This is a genomic window from Pseudomonas sp. MF4836 (assembly GCF_002018875.1).
Lineage (GTDB): Bacteria > Pseudomonadota > Gammaproteobacteria > Pseudomonadales > Pseudomonadaceae > Aquipseudomonas.
Genome location: NZ_MVOL01000008.1, coordinates 246,245 through 263,554, shown reverse-complemented (window position 1 = coordinate 263,554; position 17,310 = coordinate 246,245). Strand labels below are relative to the sequence as shown.

The window sequence follows — 17,310 nt, the reverse complement described above, 5'->3', positions numbered from 1 at the left end:
TTGATCTGGATCAATCAACGTTGAAAGAGTAGTCCTAAATCCGCCATTGGTTTGTGTGGTCTTTTGTCGCGTGACAGCTTGCCTCACCAGCCTGAGTAGCCACGCGAGGCTGCGCTGGCCCTCCAGAACACCGGGATCAGCCAGGGATATCTTCGGCGCCCATCAGGGACAGCGCAGGCAGCGGCGGCGAGATAGATGCGGGGCTAACGATTTTTCGGGCCGCGGCAACTATTGGTTACATGTTGGTGATAACCTCGCCCTACCCCCCGCTCAGATATGCCCTCAGATGCCCAGCCCAGACCCGCTTCTGCTCCGTCATCACCGCCCTTTCATCGCGTTTTGGCTGGCCCGGATCTTCACCGCCAGCGGCTTTCAGATGCTCACCGTGGCCATTGGCTGGAACCTCTACCAACTGACCGGCAACGTGCTGGACCTGGGCCTGGTGGGCCTGGTCGAATTCGCGCCGCGGGTCCTGTTCATGCTGCACACCGGGCATGTGGCCGACCGTTATGACCGACGCCGGGTCGCGGCGATCTGCCAGTCGTTGCAGGCGTTGATCGCCCTGTCGCTGGCCATTGGCAGCGCCACCGACAGCGTCACCCGGGAGATGATCTTTATCCTCGCCTTCCTCCTCGGCGCCGCCCGTTCATTCGAAATGCCGACCACCCAGGCCCTGCTGCCGAGCATCGTCCCCAGCGCGCTGTTCCCCCGCGCCGTGGCTGCCGCACAGTCGGCGCAACAATCGGCAACCATCGTCGCCCCGGCCCTGGGCGGCCTGCTCTATGCGTTTGGCAGCGTCTGGGTGTATGGCCCGACGGTGATCCTGTACGTCATCGCCTGCCTGCTGATGCTCAACCTGCCGGCACGGCAGACCCCGCTCAACAAAGGCAAGGCCACCCTGGATTCGCTGCTGGCCGGGATTCGCTTTATCCGCAGCCGGCCGGACATCCTCGGCGCCATTTCCCTGGACCTGTTCGCCGTCCTGCTGGGCGGCGCCACCGCACTGCTGCCGGTGTTCGCCAAAGACATCCTGCTCACCGGCCCCTGGGGCCTGGGCCTGTTGCGCTCGGCACCGGCGGTTGGCGCCCTGGGCATGTCCCTGTGGCTGGCGCGCTTCAGCGTCGACCGCAAGGTCGGTCGGGTGATGTTCACCGCCGTCGGTGTGTTCGGCGTGGCCACCATCGCCTTCGGCCTCTCGACCTCGTTCTGGTTTTCCCTGGCGGTGCTGGTGGTGCTGGGCGCGGCGGACATGATCAGCATGGTGATCCGCGCCTCCTTCGTGCAGTTGGAAACCCCGGACGAAATGCGCGGCCGGGTCAGCGCGGTCAATGGCCTGTTTATCGGCGCCTCGAACCAGCTCGGCGAGTTCGAATCCGGGCTCACCGCCCACTGGTTCGGCACCGTGCCGGCAGTGGTCATGGGCGGAGTCGGCACGCTGGTCGTGACCGGGGTTTGGATCAAACTGTTCCCGACCCTGGCCAACCGCGACCGGATGCATGTCCCGGTGGAAGAAGCCAAGGTCTAAAGCAGCTTGTCCAGGGTGATCGGGAAGTCCCGCACCCGCTTGCCGGTGGCGTGATAAATCGCATTGGCCACCGCCGCCGCCACGCCGACGATGCCGATTTCTCCCACACCCTTGGAGCCCAGGGCGTTGACGATCTCGTCGAGTTCCTCGACGAACAGCACATCGATCTGACCGATATCGGCATTCACCGGGATGTGGTACTCGGCCAGGCTGTGGTTCATGTGGCGTCCCAGGTTGTGGTCGGTCTGGGTTTCCTCGTGCAGGGCCATGCCGATGCCCCAGACCACGCCACCCAGAATCTGGCTGCGGGCCATTTTCGGATTGACCACGCGTCCGGCGGCAATCGCACTGACCACCCGGCTGACCTTGACCACCCCCAGGTCCTCGTCCACCCGCACCTCGACAAATACCGCCGAATGGGTGGCCGTGGCGTAGGCGTCGCGCTTTTTATCCGGCTCGGCATCCACTTGAACCTCCAGCGCCTGCTCCTCGGTATCGCGCAGCAGCTTGGCCAGGGCCAGGCCGTGTTCGCCGTACCACATCTGCCCATCGGCAAAGTGCACTTGGGCAGGCGTTGCACCCTGGAAGGCCGGCGCTTGAGCGGCGGCGCGCTCCAGCAGTTTTTCGCGCAGGGCCGAGCAGGCCTGCTGCACCGCCGTACCCACTGAAGACACGGTGAACGAACCACCCTGCAAGGGCGCAGCGGGCAAGGAGGAATCTCCCAGTACAAAAACCACATCCTCAAGGGCCACACCGCAGGCTTGGGCGGCGATCTGCGTCATTACGGTGTAGGTGCCGGTGCCGATATCGGTGGTGGCGCTGCTGACAGTCAGGCGCCCCTCGTGGTCAAGATGGGCCTTGGCGCTGGCCTTCTGCTGCAAGGCTTCCCAGACCCCACCGGCCATGCCCCAGCCAATCAGTTCACGGCCTTCGCGCATGCTGCGGGGCTCGGGGTTGCGTCGCGCCCAGCCAAAGCGCTCGGCGCCCTGGGCATAACAGGCACGCAGTTCCTTGCTCGAATAGGCCTTGTCCTGGTTCTGGTTACGCTCGGAATAATTGATCAGCCGCAACTGCACCGGATCGATGGCCAGGGCGCAGGCCAATTCGTCCATGGCGCACTCCAGCCCGATCAGGCCCAGGGCGGCACCGGGAGCGCGCATGTCCAGGGGCGTGAACACATCCAGCGGCACCAACTGGTAGTCCAGTTGCACGTTGTCACAGTGATAAAGCATGCCGCTCCACTCCACCACGTGCTCGGTGAAGTCTTCGAAACGCGAAGTCTGGCCGATCGCCGCGTGCCCCAGCGCCAGCAGCCGGCCATTGGCCGCGGCGCCCAGTTGCAGGCGCTGCAAGGTCCGAGGCCGATAACCAAAGGTGAACATCTGCTGGCGGGTCAGGCTGACCCGCACCGAGCGTTTGAGGGCCAGCGCCGCCATCACCGCCAGCGGCAGCTGATACTGCGGACGCAGGCCGGAACCGAACGCACCACCGACATACCCAGCGAAGATCCGCACCTGCTCGCGCCCCAAACCGAAAACCTTCTGCACATACCGCTGGCAGTTTTGCGGCCCCTGGGTCTTGTCGTGAATGTGCAGGCTGCCGTCGGCCTGATACAGGACCGTGCTGGCGTGGGGCTCCATCGGGTTGTGGTGCTCGATCGGGGTGCTGTAGTGCAGGTCCAGTTGCAAGGCCGCGCCCGCCAGCTCCGCCTGGAAATTGCCACGGGGCCCGGGCACCTCGGCGGGCGCCGGATGGCCCTCGAATTGCGCGCTCAGCAGGTCAGTGGCGTGGGGCTCGGCCTGATACTCGATCACCAGCAATGAACCGGCATGGCGCGCCAGCTCCAGGCTTTCGGCGACCACCAGGGCCACCGGCTGCCCGCTGTAGAGAATCCGCTCGTTAAACAACGGACGAAAAGGCGACCCCTTGGCCGCGTCATCGTCCGCGTAGCTTTCGTCGTAACTGGCCAGGCGCGGGCGATTCAAGTGCTCAAGCACCATCACCACCCCAGGCAGGCTGAGGGCCGCCGAAGCGTCGATGCTGACAATCCGGCCACGGGCAATGCTGCTGGACACCACGCTGCCGTGAAGCAAGCCCGCCTCGGGAAACTCGCCGGCATAGCGCGCCTGGCCAGTGACCTTGAGCATGCCGTCGACCCGGTCCACCGGTTGCCCCATGGGTTTGGCAAAGGAATTCATCGGGCAGCCCCCTCCAGTGCGGCATCGCCCAGGGCACGAATCATCGCGCGGCGTGCCAGCTTGAGTTTGAAAGCGTTGTGCGCCAACGGTTCGGCGTCTTCGAGCAGCGTGTCGGCGGCCAGTGCAAACAGCTCGCGGCTCACCGGCTTGCCCACCAGCAGCCGCTCCACTGCCTTGTCGCGCCAGGGTTTGTGGGCCACACCGCCCAGCGCCAGGCGCGCCTCGCGAATCACCGGCCCGACCATTTCCAGCCCCACCGCCACCGAGACCAGGGCAAAGGCATAGGACGCGCGGTCACGGATCTTGAGGTAGTGGCTGTGCCGGGCAAAACCCGCCGCAGGCAGCTCAATGGCGGTGATCAGTTCGTCATCGGCCAGCAGGTTGTCCCGCTCCGGATGTTCGCCCGGCAAGCGATGAAAGTCGGCGAACTCGATAAGGCGCTTGCCGCCACCGCCCTGCACATGGACCACCGCCTCCAGGGCCGCCAGGGCCACGCACATGTCGGAGGGGTGCGTGGCCACGCACTCTTGACTGGCACCGAGGATCGCGTGGATCCGGTTCAAGCCTTCGCGGGCCGGGCAACCGCTGCCTGGCTGGCGTTTGTTGCAGGGCACGCTGGCGTCGTAGAAGTAATAACAACGGGTGCGTTGCAGCAGGTTGCCTCCGGTACTGGCCATGTTGCGCAACTGTGGCGAGGCACCGGCCAGGATCGCCTGGGACAGCAACGGGTAGCGCGCTTCCACCAGGGGGTGCCAGGCCAGGTCGGCATTGCTGACCAGGGCGCCGATCATCAGGCCGCCAGCGGCGGTTTCCCGAACGTCCCGCAGGGGCAAGCCGGTGATATCGATCAAGCGTTCGGGGCGAGTGATGTTCTCTTTCATCAAGTCCAGCAGGTTGGTGCCGCCGGCGATGAAGCGCGTATTCGGCCCCGCGAGGTGCACGGCCTCCTGCACATCGAGCGGCTTGCTGTAATGGAACGGGTTCATGGGTTTTCCCCCTGCCGGCGGCAAGCGGGCAACGCCTCTTCGATGGCATCGCGGATATTGCTGTAGGCACCGCAGCGGCACAGATTGCCGCTCATCAGTTCCTGGATCTGCTCGCGGGTCTGGGCCCGTCCCTCGTTGACCAGACCCTGGGCCGAGCAGATCTGCCCCGGCGTGCAGTAGCCGCATTGAAAGGCGTCGTGCTTGATAAAGGCCTGCTGCAGAGGATGCAATTGATCGCCACTGGCCAACCCTTCAATGGTGGTCAGCTCGGCGCCGTCGCACATCACTGCCAGGGTCAGGCAGGCGTTCACCCGCTTGCCATTGAGCAACACCGTGCAGGCACCGCACTGGCCGTGGTCGCAGCCTTTTTTACTGCCGGTCAGGTCCAGTTGCTCGCGCAGCAGGTCCAGCAGGGTGGTCCAGGGCAGCACGTCGAGTTGCCGAGGTTGCTGATTCAAGGTCAGGCGTATCGGGTGGCGGGCAAAGGTCTGCGCCGCAGCGCCGGTAGTGGTCGCGCTCATAAACACCTCACGGTTGTCGTGCATGCGCGGCGTTTTGATAAACCGCCGTCTTAGGGGTACGACTTCGCTGCGGGATGAGCGTTCAGGGCAATTGATGGGCGTACCGGGGCCGTTGATCGGCTTTAAACCAGCAACTGCGCCGCCACCGCAGCCCGCCGCGCCTTGCCGCACATCTGCTCCACCAGGGTCAGTGCAAACAGCAGGGCCGCGCCCGAGCCCTGGGCAGTGATGCAGTTGCCGTCGACCACCACCGGCTGGTCGATAAAGTTACACCCCGAGAGTTGCTGGCTGACGCTGGGCAGGCAGGTCATGCGCCGCTGGCGCAGCACGCCAAAGGCTTGCAGGGCCAGGGCCGGAGCCTCGGCGATAGCGGCAAACAGGCGCCCGGCGGCCGCCTGGTCCTTGACCCGTTGCAGCAACGGTTGATGGGCGCCGAGGTGTTGCGCGCCGACCGCGCCCCCCGGCAGGACGATAAGGTCGAAGTCTTGTGCCAGCACATCCACCAGCATGCCGTCGGCAGTCAGGCGGGTGCCGCGGGCGCAGGTCAGCATGCGCCGTGACTCGATGCTGGCCACCAGCACTTCGACCTCGGCGCGGCGCAGGACATCGATCAGGGTCACGCTTTGCAGGTCGTCGATGCCTTCGGCGACGGTGATCAGGGCTCTAAAGGTCATGGCGCACGTCCACAGATGGGTCTTTAGAGCGTAGTCGGCCTTGATCGCCTACTTGATGTAGATCTGCGTGCTCATGGTGTTGCCGGGGGCATTGAGCGAGGAGTTGCTGAAACTGAAGGTGCCTTCCTGCTTGCCGGCCAGGTCGAAGATGTAGATATAGCCGACGGTGATCCCGGAATTGCCGCAGGGCACCAGGCTCGAGCCGTTTTCGCAGACCGCCGAGCGGGTGCCGTTCACTTCAAAGCCGTCGAGGGTCACATGGGGTTGGCGGCCGTAGCCGATTTCCAGGACATAGACCTTGATGTTGGGGCCACTGTGATCGCAACGGGTCTGGCTGCGACCATCGGACACATCCTCGAAACCACAGGCCGGCGACTCGACCTTGAGGATCTCCAACTGGCTCAACGGCGGCGCGGAACGGGCCATGGCCGCTGTGGCCCCCAGACCAAAGGCCGCTGCCACCAGCCCCAGGGCCATCGCTTTTATCGTGCTGTGCATAAATCCCCCCCGAAACGTCGGCGCAGTATGCCCCACTCGCCCGGCAGGCAAAACATCGCCGACGATCGCAGCCATTAGCCCACGCTGCTGGTATGATGCGCGGCTTTTTCCGACCCACTGAAATTCCTCAGGCGCCTCCGGCGGTCTGTGCTTTGCTGTTTAGGTCGATACATTCACGGCGCCCGGCGCGCCACGGGGAGCAGACATGCTGGAAAGGCTGTTTCAACTCAAGGCACACAACACCAACGTACGCACCGAGATCCTGGCGGGCATCACCACCTTCCTGGCCATGGCCTACATCCTGTTCGTCAACCCGAGCATTCTCGGCGAGACCGGCATGGACAAGGGTGCGATCTTCGTTGCCACCTGCCTGGCGGCAGCCATCGGCTCCACCATCATGGGCCTGATCGCCAACTACCCGATCGCCCTGGCACCGGGCATGGGCCTGAACGCCTTCTTTACCTACACCGTGGTCCTGCACATGGGCCACACCTGGCAAGTGGCGCTGGGGGCGGTGTTCATCTCGGCGGTGCTGTTCTTCATCCTGTCGATCTTTCGTATCCGCGAATGGATCATCAACAGCATCCCGCTGCCGCTGCGTTCGGCAATTGCGGCCGGTATCGGCCTGTTCCTGGCGTTGATCGCCCTGCATAACGCCGAGATCGTAGTCGGCAACTCGTCGACCCTGGTGGGCCTGGGCGACCTGACAAAACCGGCGCCGATCCTCGCGTCCCTGGGCTTCGCCCTGATCGTGGCCCTGGAGGCCCTGAAAGTGCGCGGTGCGGTGCTGATCGGCATTTTGGTGGTGACCATCGTTTCGATTCTGCTGGGCGTCACCGCGTTCGGTGGCGTGACGTCCATGCCGCCGTCCCTGGCCCCGACCTTCCTGCAGCTGGACATCAAGGGCGCGCTGGACTTCGGCCTGATCAGCGTGATTTTCGCCTTCCTGTTCGTCGACCTGTTCGACAACTCCGGGACCCTGATCGGCGTCGCCAAGCGCGCCGGGCTGATGGGCAAGGACGGCCACATGCCGAAAATGGGCCGTGCGCTGATCGCCGACAGCACGGCGGCCATGGCCGGCTCGCTGCTGGGCACCTCGACCACCACCAGCTACATCGAGTCCGCTGCCGGCGTCAGTGCCGGCGGCCGCACCGGCTTGACCGCCATCGTGGTGGCGATCCTGTTCCTGCTGGCGCTGTTTTTCTCGCCACTGGCCGCCAGCGTGCCGCCTTTCGCCACCGCTCCGGCGCTGCTGTTCGTGGCGGTGCTGATGACGTCGGGCCTGGCCGAAATCGACTGGGACGACATCACCGTCGCCGCGCCAGTGGTGGTCACCGCCCTGGCGATGCCGTTCACCTACTCCATCGCCAACGGCATCGCCTTCGGCTTTATTTCCTGGACCGTGATCAAGCTGCTGTCGGGCCGCGCCCGTGAGCTGAACCCGGCCCTGGTGATCCTGTCGATTCTGTTTGTGATCAAGCTGGGCTACCCCGCATGACTTTTGACGCCGCCTCTTACGCCGTACAACTGCAAGACAAGGTCACGCGCCTGCGTGACCTGCTGGCCCCCTTCGATGCGCCCGAGCCGCAGGTTTTCGACTCGCCGCTGCAGAACTTCCGCCTGCGCGCCGAGTTCCGCCTGTGGCGCGAAGCCGGTGAGCGGCACTACGCGATGTTTTCCCAGGAAGACAAACGCACACCGATCCTGATCGAAGAGTTCCCCATCGCCAGCCTGCGCATCAATCAGCTGATGCCGCAGCTCAAGGCGGCCTGGAAGGCCAGCGCCGCCCTGAGCCACAAGCTGTTCCAGGTGGAGTTCCTCACTACCCTGGCCGGCGACGCGATGATTACCCTGTGCTATCACCGTCCGCTGGACGAGCACTGGCACGCGGCGGCGAGCAGGCTCGCGGCCGAGTTGCAGGTCAGCGTGATCGGCCGCTCCAAGGGCAAGCGTGAAGTGATCGGCCGCGATTACGTGGTGGAGCAACTCGACGTCGGCGGCCGCACCTTCAGCTACCGCCAACCCGAAGGCGCCTTCACCCAGCCCAACGGCACCGTGAACCAGAAGATGCTCAACTGGGCCTACGACGCCCTGGGCGAACGCCCGGACGACCTGCTGGAACTGTACTGCGGCAACGGCAACTTCACCCTGCCCCTGGCCACCCGGGTACGCAAGGTGCTGGCCACGGAAATCAGCAAGACCTCGGTGAATGCGGCGTTGAGCAACCTCAGCGAAAACGCGGTGGATAACGTCACCCTGGTGCGTCTGTCTGCCGAAGAGTTGACCGAAGCCCTGAACGAAGTGCGGCCGTTCCGCCGCTTGCAGGGCGTGGACCTGAAAAGCTACGAATTCGGCAGTGTGTTCGTCGACCCGCCGCGTGCAGGCATGGACCCGGACACCTGCGAACTGACCCGGCGCTTCGACAACATCCTGTACATCTCGTGCAACCCGCAAACCCTGGCGGACAACATCGCCCAGCTGCACGACACGCACCGCATCACCCGCTGCGCGCTGTTCGACCAATTCCCGTGGACCCACCATATGGAATCCGGGGTGTTGCTGACCCGGCGCTGATCCGCCCCGCTCGCGCCAACGGCCGTCCTCGAGACGGCCGTTTTCATTCTGCGTCCTCTGTAGGAGCCGGCTTGCCGGCGAGGCGGTCTTGGATCTTTCGCTGGGTTCGAAATTGCCATCGCTGGCAAGCCAGCGCCTACAGGGGTGGGTTGGTGCCGGGGGGCGGTGTCAGCCCAGGGGGTGGAAGTAGCCGGCCAACTGCTGCAAATCCTGTTCGTTGAGCAGCCCGGCGTAGTACTTGAGCTGGATACGCGCCAGCAGGTAGGCGTGGCGGGCATCGGCCAGGTTGCGGCGGGCGCTGAACAGTTGTTGTTCGGCGTCCAGCACATCGAGGTTGACCCGTTCCCCGCCATGCACGCTTTTCTGCGTGGCCAGCACCAGGGCTTCGGCCGAGCTGACGGCCATTTCATAGGCCCGGACCTTGGCCGCGCCACTGCTGTTGAGGTTGAACTGCTTGCGCAGCTCGATCAGAGTGCTGGCAGTTTGCGCGTCCAGCTCGTACTGGGCCTGGGACAGCTGGCTGGCGGCCTGACGGGTCGACGCCGAGACCGAGCCACCGGCAAACAACGGCACGCTGACCTGGATACCAACGGTGTTGGTGTCGTACTTCTGGTTGTAACTGCTTTCCGAATCGGAGCTGGTCTGGCGGCTGCTGGCGTACAGGCTGACCTTGGGCAAGTGCCCCGCGCGCTTGCGCTCCACCTCATATTCCGCGGCACGCAGGGCGTGATGCTGGGAGGCCAGTTCCGGGTTATTGGCCAGGGCCAGGTCGCGCCAGGTGTCGAAGCGGTTGGGCTGCAGCGGCTGGATTTCAAAGCGCCGGACCAGGGGGTCCAGCTCGTCGATCTGCAACGGCTGGCCGACGATCGCCTCCAACTCCCGCAGGGCGGTGTCCTGCAGGTCCCGGGATTCGATCTCGTCGGCCAGGGCCAGGGATAGCCGGGCCTGGGTTTCCAGAACATCGGTGCGGGTGCCCTCGCCGCCTTGCAGCAGGCGCTGGTTGAGTTGCAAGCGCTCGGCGTAGGTGCGCCGTTGCGCCTGACTCAACTCAATGCGCTCCTGGGCCAGCAAGGCCTGGCTGTAGGCCCCCAGCAAGCGCACCGCCAATTCCTGGCTCTTGCTGCGAAAGCGCTCATCGGCAAACAGCGCCTGGGCCGCCCCCTGGCGATAACGCGCATAGGCTTCGTAATCGAGCAGGGGTTGTTGCAGGGTCAGGGTCGCGGCGTAGCTGCGGTAATCGCGGTCGGTGGTGACATCACCCTGGGGCAGGGTCTGGGTCACCTCGGATTCATTGCGCGAATTGTTGTAGCTCCAGGACAGATTGGGCAGCAGCGCGGAGCGGCCGATGACGCGGTTTTCTTCACCGGCGTCGCGTTCCTTGAGTGCCGCATGGAAGGTCGGGTCGTTGAGCACCGCCAGGTCGTAGGCCTGGAGCAAACCCAGGGCCTGGGCCGCCGGAGCACACAAAAACGCCAGCCCTAGCAGGGCCAGTTGCAGGGGACGCGACTTCATTCTTCCACCAAGGCCATGTGGGTGCGGTCCAGCAGGGGCTTGAACAGGTAATTGAGCATCGAACGCTCACCGGTACGGACAAACGCCTCCACCGGCATTCCCGGACGGATCTGCAAACCTTGCAGTTGCTGCATGCCCTCGGCGCTGACCTGGGCACGCAAGGTGTAATAAGGCTCGTCGGTGCGCTCGTCGACCTGGCGATCGGCAGACACCAGGGTCACCTCTCCCGCCACCCGGGGCGTGGTGCTCTGGCTGAAGGCCGAGAACATCAGTTCCACCGGCAGCCCGGGGTGCACCTTGTCGACCATCTGCACCGGCACCCGGGCCTCCACCAGCAAAGGCTCGCCCTGGGGCACGATTTCCATCAGCGCTTCGCCGGGCTTGATCACCCCACCCTCGGTAAACACCTGCAGCCCCACGACCACCCCGGCGGCCGGTGCCCGGACCTGACTGTTGGCCAGCTCGAACTCGGCCGAAGCCAGGCGGTTGCGCAGGTCTTCGCTGCGCGGGCGGGTGTCGGCCAGTTGGCTGCGCACTTCCTTCTGGAACTCTTCGGACAGTTGTCGAATACGCAGGCGCAATTCGAGGATCTGGCGCTGCAACTGACCAATGCGCCCGAAGTCTTCGGCGATCGAACCGTCGATCTGCGCGTACAGCCGCTCACTGTCGAGCAACCGGTTACGCGGGATGTAGCCGTCCCGCGCCAGCTCGCGCAGGCCCTGCAATTGCTCGCTCAAGGCCTTGCGCTGCTGCTGTTTGCTGGCCTGGGAGTCACGGGTGCCCGAGAGTTGCGCCTGGGTGCCGGCGATGGTTTCGCCAATGCCCTGCTGCTCCATGGCCAGGGCCTCGCGCCGGCTGCTGAACAGCTGGCGTTGCAGGGCCATGGTCGCGGCCACCTCGGGCTCGGCGGCCAGGGCCAGCAGTTCGGGGCTGAATTCAATGCGGGTGGCGCCTTCACGCTCGGCATTCAGCCGCGCCTCGCTGGCCAGGGAACCGAGATACTGCGCACGCAAGGACTGCATCTGGGTGCGCAACGGGGTTTCCTTGAGGCGCAGCAGCACCTGCCCGGCACTCACCAACTGGCCGTCGCGCACCTCGATATGCTCGACAATCCCGCCACTGGGGTGCTGCACCGCCTTGCGGTGGCCCGAAACCATGACCTTGCCGGACACCGCCACGCCCTTGTCCAGGGGCGCCCACGCCGCCCAGCCCAGAAAGGCGGCAAAGCCGCCGAGCACCAGCAGCCAACCCAGGCGCGAATGGTGTTTGTGGTCCAGGGGCAGCACATTGCTCGGGGCCTCGGCGGTAGGCAGCGGCGGCGCCGCGCTGGCGTGGGACTGGCTCATGCTTTTTTCCCTTCAGGGCTGGTCGCTACGCCCAGCCGGTAATTCATGTTCAACGCGGTCACCGGGTTGCTCACCGGGGGCGCTGGCGGGGCCTTGGCTTTCTGGCTGGCCTCCAGCACCCGCGCCGTCGGGCCGAAGGCCTGCAGCTGACCGTCGCGCAGGATCATCAACTGGTCGGTGAGGGTCAGGACGTTGGGCTTGTGGGTAATCAGGACCAGCGTGCGCTGCTGTTGCTTGAGCTGGGTGATGGCCTGGAGCAGGGCCTGCTCGCCGGCTTCATCGAGGTTGGAGTTGGGCTCATCGAGCACGATCAGCGCCGGCAGGTCATACAGGGCACGGGCCAGGCCGATGCGCTGCTTCTGCCCGCCGGACAACCCGGCGCCACCCTCCCCCAACTGCGTGTCATAGCCTTGTGGCAATTGCAGGATCAACGAGTGCACCCCGGCCATCTGCGCCGCCGCCAGCACCTTGGCCGAGTCCACCGGCCCCAGGCGGGCAATGTTCTCGGCAATGCTGCCGGCAAACAGTTGCACGTCCTGGGGCAGGTAGCCGATATGCGGGCCCAGTTGCTGGCGATCCCATTGCCCAAGGTCGGCGCCGTCGAGGCGCACCTTGCCGGTCAGCGGCGTCCAGGCCCCGACCAGCAGCCGAGCCAGGGTCGACTTGCCGCAACCGGACGGGCCGATCACCCCCAACACGTTGCCCGCCGGCAGGCTGAACCCGAGGTTGCTCAAGGCCGGCCGCCGGCTGCCCGGGGCGCAGGCACTCAGGGCTTGTACCTGCAACTCGCCACGCGGCGCAGGCAGGCTCATGCGTTGCGGGCGCGCCGGGTGGGCCTGGAGCAAAGCCGACAGGCGCTCATAGGCCAGGCGCGCCGAACTCCATTGTTTCCACACCGCAATCAGTTGGTCGATCGGGCTCAGCACCCGGCCCATGAGGATCGAACCGGCAATCATCATCCCCGGGGTGATTTCACCCTGCACCGCCAGCAAGGCGCCGAGGCCCAGCACCAACGATTGCAGGGCCAGACGCACGCCCTTGGACCAGGCGCTGACGGTGGCAGTCTTTTCGCTGGCCAGGTTCTGCTGGGCCAGAAACGCCTGATGCCCGGCAAACCAGCGCCCGCGCAGGGCACCCAGCATGCCCATGGCTTCGATCACATCGGCATTGCGCAAGTTGGCCGTGGCCTGCTGGCTGGTGCTGATGGACAGTTGGCTGGCCGCGCTCAACGGCGCCTGGCAGATGTGCTGGTTGACCCAGGCCAGCACCACCAGCAATACCGCGCCGCCCAGGGCCAGCAGGCCGAGCCAGGGGTGAAACAGAAAGATCACCAGCAGGTACACCGGGAACCACGGCGCATCAAAAAACGCGAACAGCGCATTGCCGGTGGCGAACTGGCGCAGCGCGGTCAGGTCGTTCAGGGCCTGGCCGGCGGCCTGGGGGCTGCCCTTGAGCTGGGCTTCGAACGCGGCGTCGTACACCCGCTGGTTCAACCGCATGTCCATCTGCGTGCCGAGGCGGATCACCACCTGGCTGCGCACCCACTCCAACGCGCCCATCAGGCCGAACAGGCCGAGAATCATCAGCGTCAGCATCAACAGGGTCATCTGATTGCCCGAGGCCAGCACCCGGTCATACACCTGCAACATGTACAGGGCGGGCGCCAGCATCAGCAGGTTGATCACCGCCGAAAACAGGCCGATGTTGAAGAAGCCGCTTTTATAGGCCGCCAGGGCCGCCAGCGTCTCGGAACCGGCAAGTGAATTCGGCCTGCTCATCAAGGTGTCCTGTTGGATGTCGAGGGATAGAGCGCCATCCGTTCTTGCAGAACGGATCGGCAAGAGGCGCGCCACGTGCATTGACAGGCACCACGGCGCTCCCCAGAATTTGCCACCGCCGCCGCCCTGGCCTTCGAAAACTCGGGCGACGGAGGTGATTCAAGCGAGCGAATGCGGGAGCGATCCGGCATTCGCTTTTTTATGCCTCAAACCGGCACTCAGGCCGCCAGGGCCCAGTCCTGAGGCACGTCCTGCACACCCACCAGGCCGACGTCGGCAGCAGCCGGGTTGGCGTGGGCGATACCGGCAGCCGCCAGGTCGTCGAACGTCGAGTTCACCGACAGGCTTGGGTCGATGGCTTTGAGCAGAGCGTCGATTTCGCCAGCCAGGGCCGAGCTGTCGCCGCTCATCAGGCCGTAGATGACTTTGTGCACGTCGCCTTCACGGCCTTCGGTTTTCAGGCTCTCGAGGCCCAGGTTGGTGAAGCTGACTTCCTGGCTGACCAGGTTGTACGGGTTGGCGGTGGTGCCGCCGGCCAGGGTGTCACCCAGGGAGATGGTGTCCAGCGAACCCCAGACGGTGTGGCTCGGCGCGCTGAACAGGGTGTAGTGCAATTCACCATCGGCCACGAACGCGGCGTCGCTGTTGGTGCTCTTCAGCGCGTATTGGGTGCCGTCGAACGGGCCCGGGTTGAAGCCGCCGGTGTTGGTGCCGTCGACCACCTGGCCCGGACGATGGTTGACGTCGCCAAAGTAGGCCGACCAGTCAGTCAGGTAGTTCGCAACGCTGACGCCGCCGTAGGTAGCGCTGTAGGAAATTGAAATGCTCATGCAAAACTCCAATACATAGGTTGGTCACTCCGAAGCCGACTCCTGCCGGCTCCGGTTTTGCCCGTCATTGGGCAAAAGGGGTCAGAACTGATATTCCACGGTGCCCTGCAAGGTGCGGCCACGGCCGAGGGTGAAGGCCAGCACGTCGCCCAGGGGCACCAGGTAGGCGCGGTCGGTGACGTTTTCCATGGCCAGGCGCAGGGTCAGTTCATCGGTGGCGCGGTAGCTGCCATAGAGGTCGTAGACGGTGTAGGGCTTCCAGTCCGCCGGGTAGACGCCGCTCTGGGACACGGTGGTGGTGGCGGTGCCTTCTACCGCATACCCGGCGCTGTAACGGGCGCGAGCACCGATATCCAGCTTGCGTTCGAAGAAGCGTGCGCCCAGGGTCAGCGCGCCACGGTCCATCGGCATGTGCTCGGCCGAGCCGAGGATCGCGCTGCATTGGGTGGCGGCGTTGGCCGCATCATCGGGGCGCATGCCGACCACGATGGCCCCACGCCCCGAGCCTTGCTTGACGGCTTGGGTCACCCCACCCAGCCACGCGGTCTTGGCGCAGAAGTCGTTGCTGCCGATCATGTGGGTGTAGGACAGCTGGCCGTAGGCGCTTCCGGCGTCATAGTCCAACTGGTACTCGACGCCACGGAAGTGGGTTTCTTCCAGGTTGTTGACGTAGGCGCTGTTGCCGATGCCGGCCATGCCATAACCCGGCGGCTGCACGCCCATGTTCATGTAGATGAAGTCGTCGACCCGGGTGTCGAAGTAGGCAACCTTGATCCCCAGCCGGTCCTCGCTGAAAAACAGGTTCTCCTTGAGCACATTGACCCCCACCTCCCAGGCCGTGGAACGCTCCGGCTTGAGGAACGGGTTGGGGTACATGCTCTCGGCCCCGCCACCGTGGGGGCGCCCGGAAATCATGGTTTCGGTGACGGCCGGCGGACGCCAGCCCTTGCCGTAGGTGGCGAACAGTTGCAGCCAGTCCACCCCCGGCTTGACCGACAGGCCGAATGTCGGCGACAGGCGGCCCTCCTGATTGTCCACGTCGTAGGTCACCGGCACGGTGATCTGCCGGGGGGTGGCGCCAATCACGAAGGTCCGGGTATTGAGCCCGGTCTCGCCGCGCAGGCGGTAACGGTCATAGCGCAGCCCGGCGTTCATGTTCAGCCAGCCGTCATAGTCGTAATCCAGGCGTGCGAACAGACTGCCCAGGGCCCGGTCGCCCTCGGGGGTCATGGCCTCCGCCGCCGAAGCATTCACCGCCGACCCGCTGGCCACCGCCTGGCTGGAGTCCGGACGGACCTTGTCATAGAAGAACTCCAGGCCGTAGTTGGCCTTGAGCGTGGACAGCTCGCCCAGGGCGAAGGTCGAGGTGTTCTGCGCCTGGGCGCCGTAGGTATCGGTCTGGTATGTGATGGAGTAACCCGGGCTCGAACGGACGCGGACCGTGCTCTGATCGTTGCGGTTGTCGACGTAGTAGAGCTTGGCCTTGAAGTCGATCAGCGGGTTGTCCGGGGTGTAGCTGTAATCGAGTGCGAAGTTCTGTGCCCGGACCTTGCTGCTGCCGAGCTTTTCCCACAGTTGCCCGTTCTCGACGTTCATCATGTTCGCGTCGTCGTAGGACACTTCAGTCGTCAGGTAGCTCAGTTGCAGGCGCTGGTCCGCCGGCAGGTTGACCCCGAGCTTGAGCAGGCGCGACCGCATCACCGAGGCGGTGTAGTCCACGGTGGAATTTTTCACCCGGTCGGTGGCGGTGGGGTCCATCGCCGCGCCGGTGCGCAGCTCGCCGATACTGCCCCGGGTGCCCGGGTTGTAATCCCCCAGGTGCCGCTCGCTGGCGGCCAGCAGCATGTCCCAGGCCTCGGTGCCGATGGCGAAGGCGGAACTGCCGATAAAATGCGTACCGTTACTGCGCCCGCCCAGCCCGGTGGTCAGGCGGATGCGCCCGCCGATTTCCTTGCCCGGCTTGAGCAGGTCGCTGGCTTCGACGGTGCGAAAGTTGGCGATCCCGCCAATCACTCCCGCGCCGCCCATGCCGGAGGTCGCGCCCTTTTCGATGACCACCTCGGAGAGCAATTCCGGATCGACATACAGGGTGCCGTTGCGTTGCTGGTGGCCGCTCTGCTGGTAGTTCTGGCGCATGCCGTCGATCGACATGTTGACCCGGCCGTAGTCCTGGATCCCGCGGATATTCACGGAAAGGCCCGGGTCCTGCTGGTTGACCGCCGAGTACACGCCCGAGGTTTCTTCCAGCATGTCCGCCGCATGCCGCGGCGGGTTGCGGTCCAGTTGCTCGCGACCGATCACGCTCACCGAACGCGGATCACCATAGACCCAGTCGCCTTTCTTGCCTTCGCGGTTGCCGGTGACAGTCGTGGTGGCCAGCGCCAGGGCGCCATCATGGCCGCCGGCGACCCGGCTCAGGGTCACCTGGCGCTCACCGGTGAAGCGGTACTCCACTGGGGCATTGCCCAGCAGCCGCGCCAGGCCTTCCTGCACGCTGTAGCGACCATTGAGCGCCGAGCTTTGCAGCCCTTGCAGGCGCTGGCTGTCGAACAACACTTGCAGCCCGGCCTGTTCGGCAAAGGCCAGGACCGCCGCCCCCAGGGGTTGTGCGGGGATTTCGAAGTTCAACAGGTACTGCTGATCGGCACTCGGCTGGCTGGCGCCAACCGGCTCGGCGGCGTGCAACAGGCCAACGCCCGCCAACCAGCCTGCGACTCCCAGGTGAACAGCAAGGGCCAACCGGCGACCGGTACTGGCTTCCTTGCGACTGCTTCCCCTCATTGTTGTTATCCCCACGCTGGCCATCTTGTGTGTATGCGAATGCATCTCACTAGCAAGACGTGCCAGGGGCGAAAACTCAGTAAGTTT

General features: G+C 65.0%; 13 protein-coding genes. 3 read left to right on the top strand and 10 right to left on the bottom strand.

Annotated elements, in window-relative coordinates; genetic code table 11:
• Positions 1–286: 286 nt before the first annotated feature.
• Positions 287–1,525 (top strand): MFS transporter, encoded by a 1,239-nt coding sequence (locus MF4836_RS20120; RefSeq protein ID WP_078471730.1) that lies wholly within the window; start codon positions 287–289, stop codon positions 1,523–1,525.
• On the opposite strand, the gene MF4836_RS20115 is transcribed toward MF4836_RS20120, so the two are convergent.
• The 5 genes from MF4836_RS20115 to MF4836_RS20095 form a co-directional block, all read right to left on the bottom strand.
• Positions 1,522–3,723 carry a xanthine dehydrogenase family protein molybdopterin-binding subunit gene (locus MF4836_RS20115; protein WP_078471729.1) on the bottom strand — a complete coding sequence of 734 codons (2,202 nt, stop codon included), beginning with the start codon at positions 3,721–3,723 and terminating at the stop codon, positions 1,522–1,524. The two genes, MF4836_RS20120 and MF4836_RS20115, sit on opposite strands and share 4 nt — an antisense overlap.
• Positions 3,720–4,709 (bottom strand): FAD binding domain-containing protein, encoded by a 990-nt coding sequence (locus tag MF4836_RS20110; RefSeq protein ID WP_078471728.1) that lies wholly within the window; start codon positions 4,707–4,709, stop codon positions 3,720–3,722. The genes MF4836_RS20115 and MF4836_RS20110 overlap by 4 nt, the downstream gene beginning before the upstream one ends.
• On the bottom strand, positions 4,706–5,230 hold the full coding sequence (locus MF4836_RS20105; protein WP_078471826.1) for a (2Fe-2S)-binding protein: 525 nt from the start codon (positions 5,228–5,230) through the stop codon (positions 4,706–4,708). Before MF4836_RS20105 ends, MF4836_RS20110 begins: the two co-directional genes overlap by 4 nt.
• Positions 5,231–5,352: 122 nt before the next feature.
• Positions 5,353–5,904, bottom strand: a complete 552-nt coding sequence (locus MF4836_RS20100; RefSeq protein ID WP_078471727.1) for a DJ-1 family glyoxalase III — start codon at positions 5,902–5,904, stop codon at positions 5,353–5,355.
• A gap of 48 nt (positions 5,905–5,952) precedes the next feature.
• Positions 5,953–6,402, bottom strand: a complete 450-nt coding sequence (locus MF4836_RS20095) for a DUF4879 domain-containing protein (protein WP_078471726.1) — start codon at positions 6,400–6,402, stop codon at positions 5,953–5,955.
• A gap of 205 nt (positions 6,403–6,607) precedes the next feature.
• Here MF4836_RS20095 and MF4836_RS20090 point away from each other — a divergent pair, with 205 nt between their 5' ends.
• Both MF4836_RS20090 and trmA read left to right on the top strand, forming a co-directional pair.
• Entirely contained in the window at positions 6,608–7,900 is a 1,293-nt protein-coding gene (locus tag MF4836_RS20090) for an NCS2 family permease (protein WP_078471725.1), read from the top strand.
• Positions 7,897–8,976 (top strand): tRNA (uridine(54)-C5)-methyltransferase TrmA, encoded by a 1,080-nt coding sequence (gene trmA, locus MF4836_RS20085; protein WP_078471724.1) that lies wholly within the window; start codon positions 7,897–7,899, stop codon positions 8,974–8,976. The genes MF4836_RS20090 and trmA overlap by 4 nt, the downstream gene beginning before the upstream one ends.
• A gap of 168 nt (positions 8,977–9,144) precedes the next feature.
• On the opposite strand, the gene MF4836_RS20080 is transcribed toward trmA, so the two are convergent.
• From MF4836_RS20080 to MF4836_RS20060, 5 genes are all read right to left on the bottom strand, one after another.
• The gene (locus MF4836_RS20080; RefSeq protein WP_078471723.1) at positions 9,145–10,488 is read right to left on the bottom strand and encodes a TolC family outer membrane protein; all 1,344 of its coding nucleotides are present in this window, start codon (positions 10,486–10,488) and stop codon (positions 9,145–9,147) included.
• The gene (locus MF4836_RS20075) at positions 10,485–11,834 is read right to left on the bottom strand and encodes an HlyD family type I secretion periplasmic adaptor subunit (RefSeq protein WP_078471722.1); all 1,350 of its coding nucleotides are present in this window, start codon (positions 11,832–11,834) and stop codon (positions 10,485–10,487) included. Before MF4836_RS20075 ends, MF4836_RS20080 begins: the two co-directional genes overlap by 4 nt.
• Positions 11,831–13,612, bottom strand: a complete 1,782-nt coding sequence (locus MF4836_RS20070) for a type I secretion system permease/ATPase (protein WP_078471721.1) — start codon at positions 13,610–13,612, stop codon at positions 11,831–11,833. The genes MF4836_RS20075 and MF4836_RS20070 overlap by 4 nt, the downstream gene beginning before the upstream one ends.
• A gap of 218 nt (positions 13,613–13,830) precedes the next feature.
• The gene (locus MF4836_RS20065) at positions 13,831–14,442 is read right to left on the bottom strand and encodes a heme acquisition protein HasA (RefSeq protein ID WP_078471720.1); all 612 of its coding nucleotides are present in this window, start codon (positions 14,440–14,442) and stop codon (positions 13,831–13,833) included.
• Positions 14,443–14,523: 81 nt separating this feature from the next.
• The gene (locus tag MF4836_RS20060) at positions 14,524–17,223 is read right to left on the bottom strand and encodes a TonB-dependent receptor (protein ID WP_078471719.1); all 2,700 of its coding nucleotides are present in this window, start codon (positions 17,221–17,223) and stop codon (positions 14,524–14,526) included.
• Positions 17,224–17,310 lie beyond the last annotated feature (87 nt).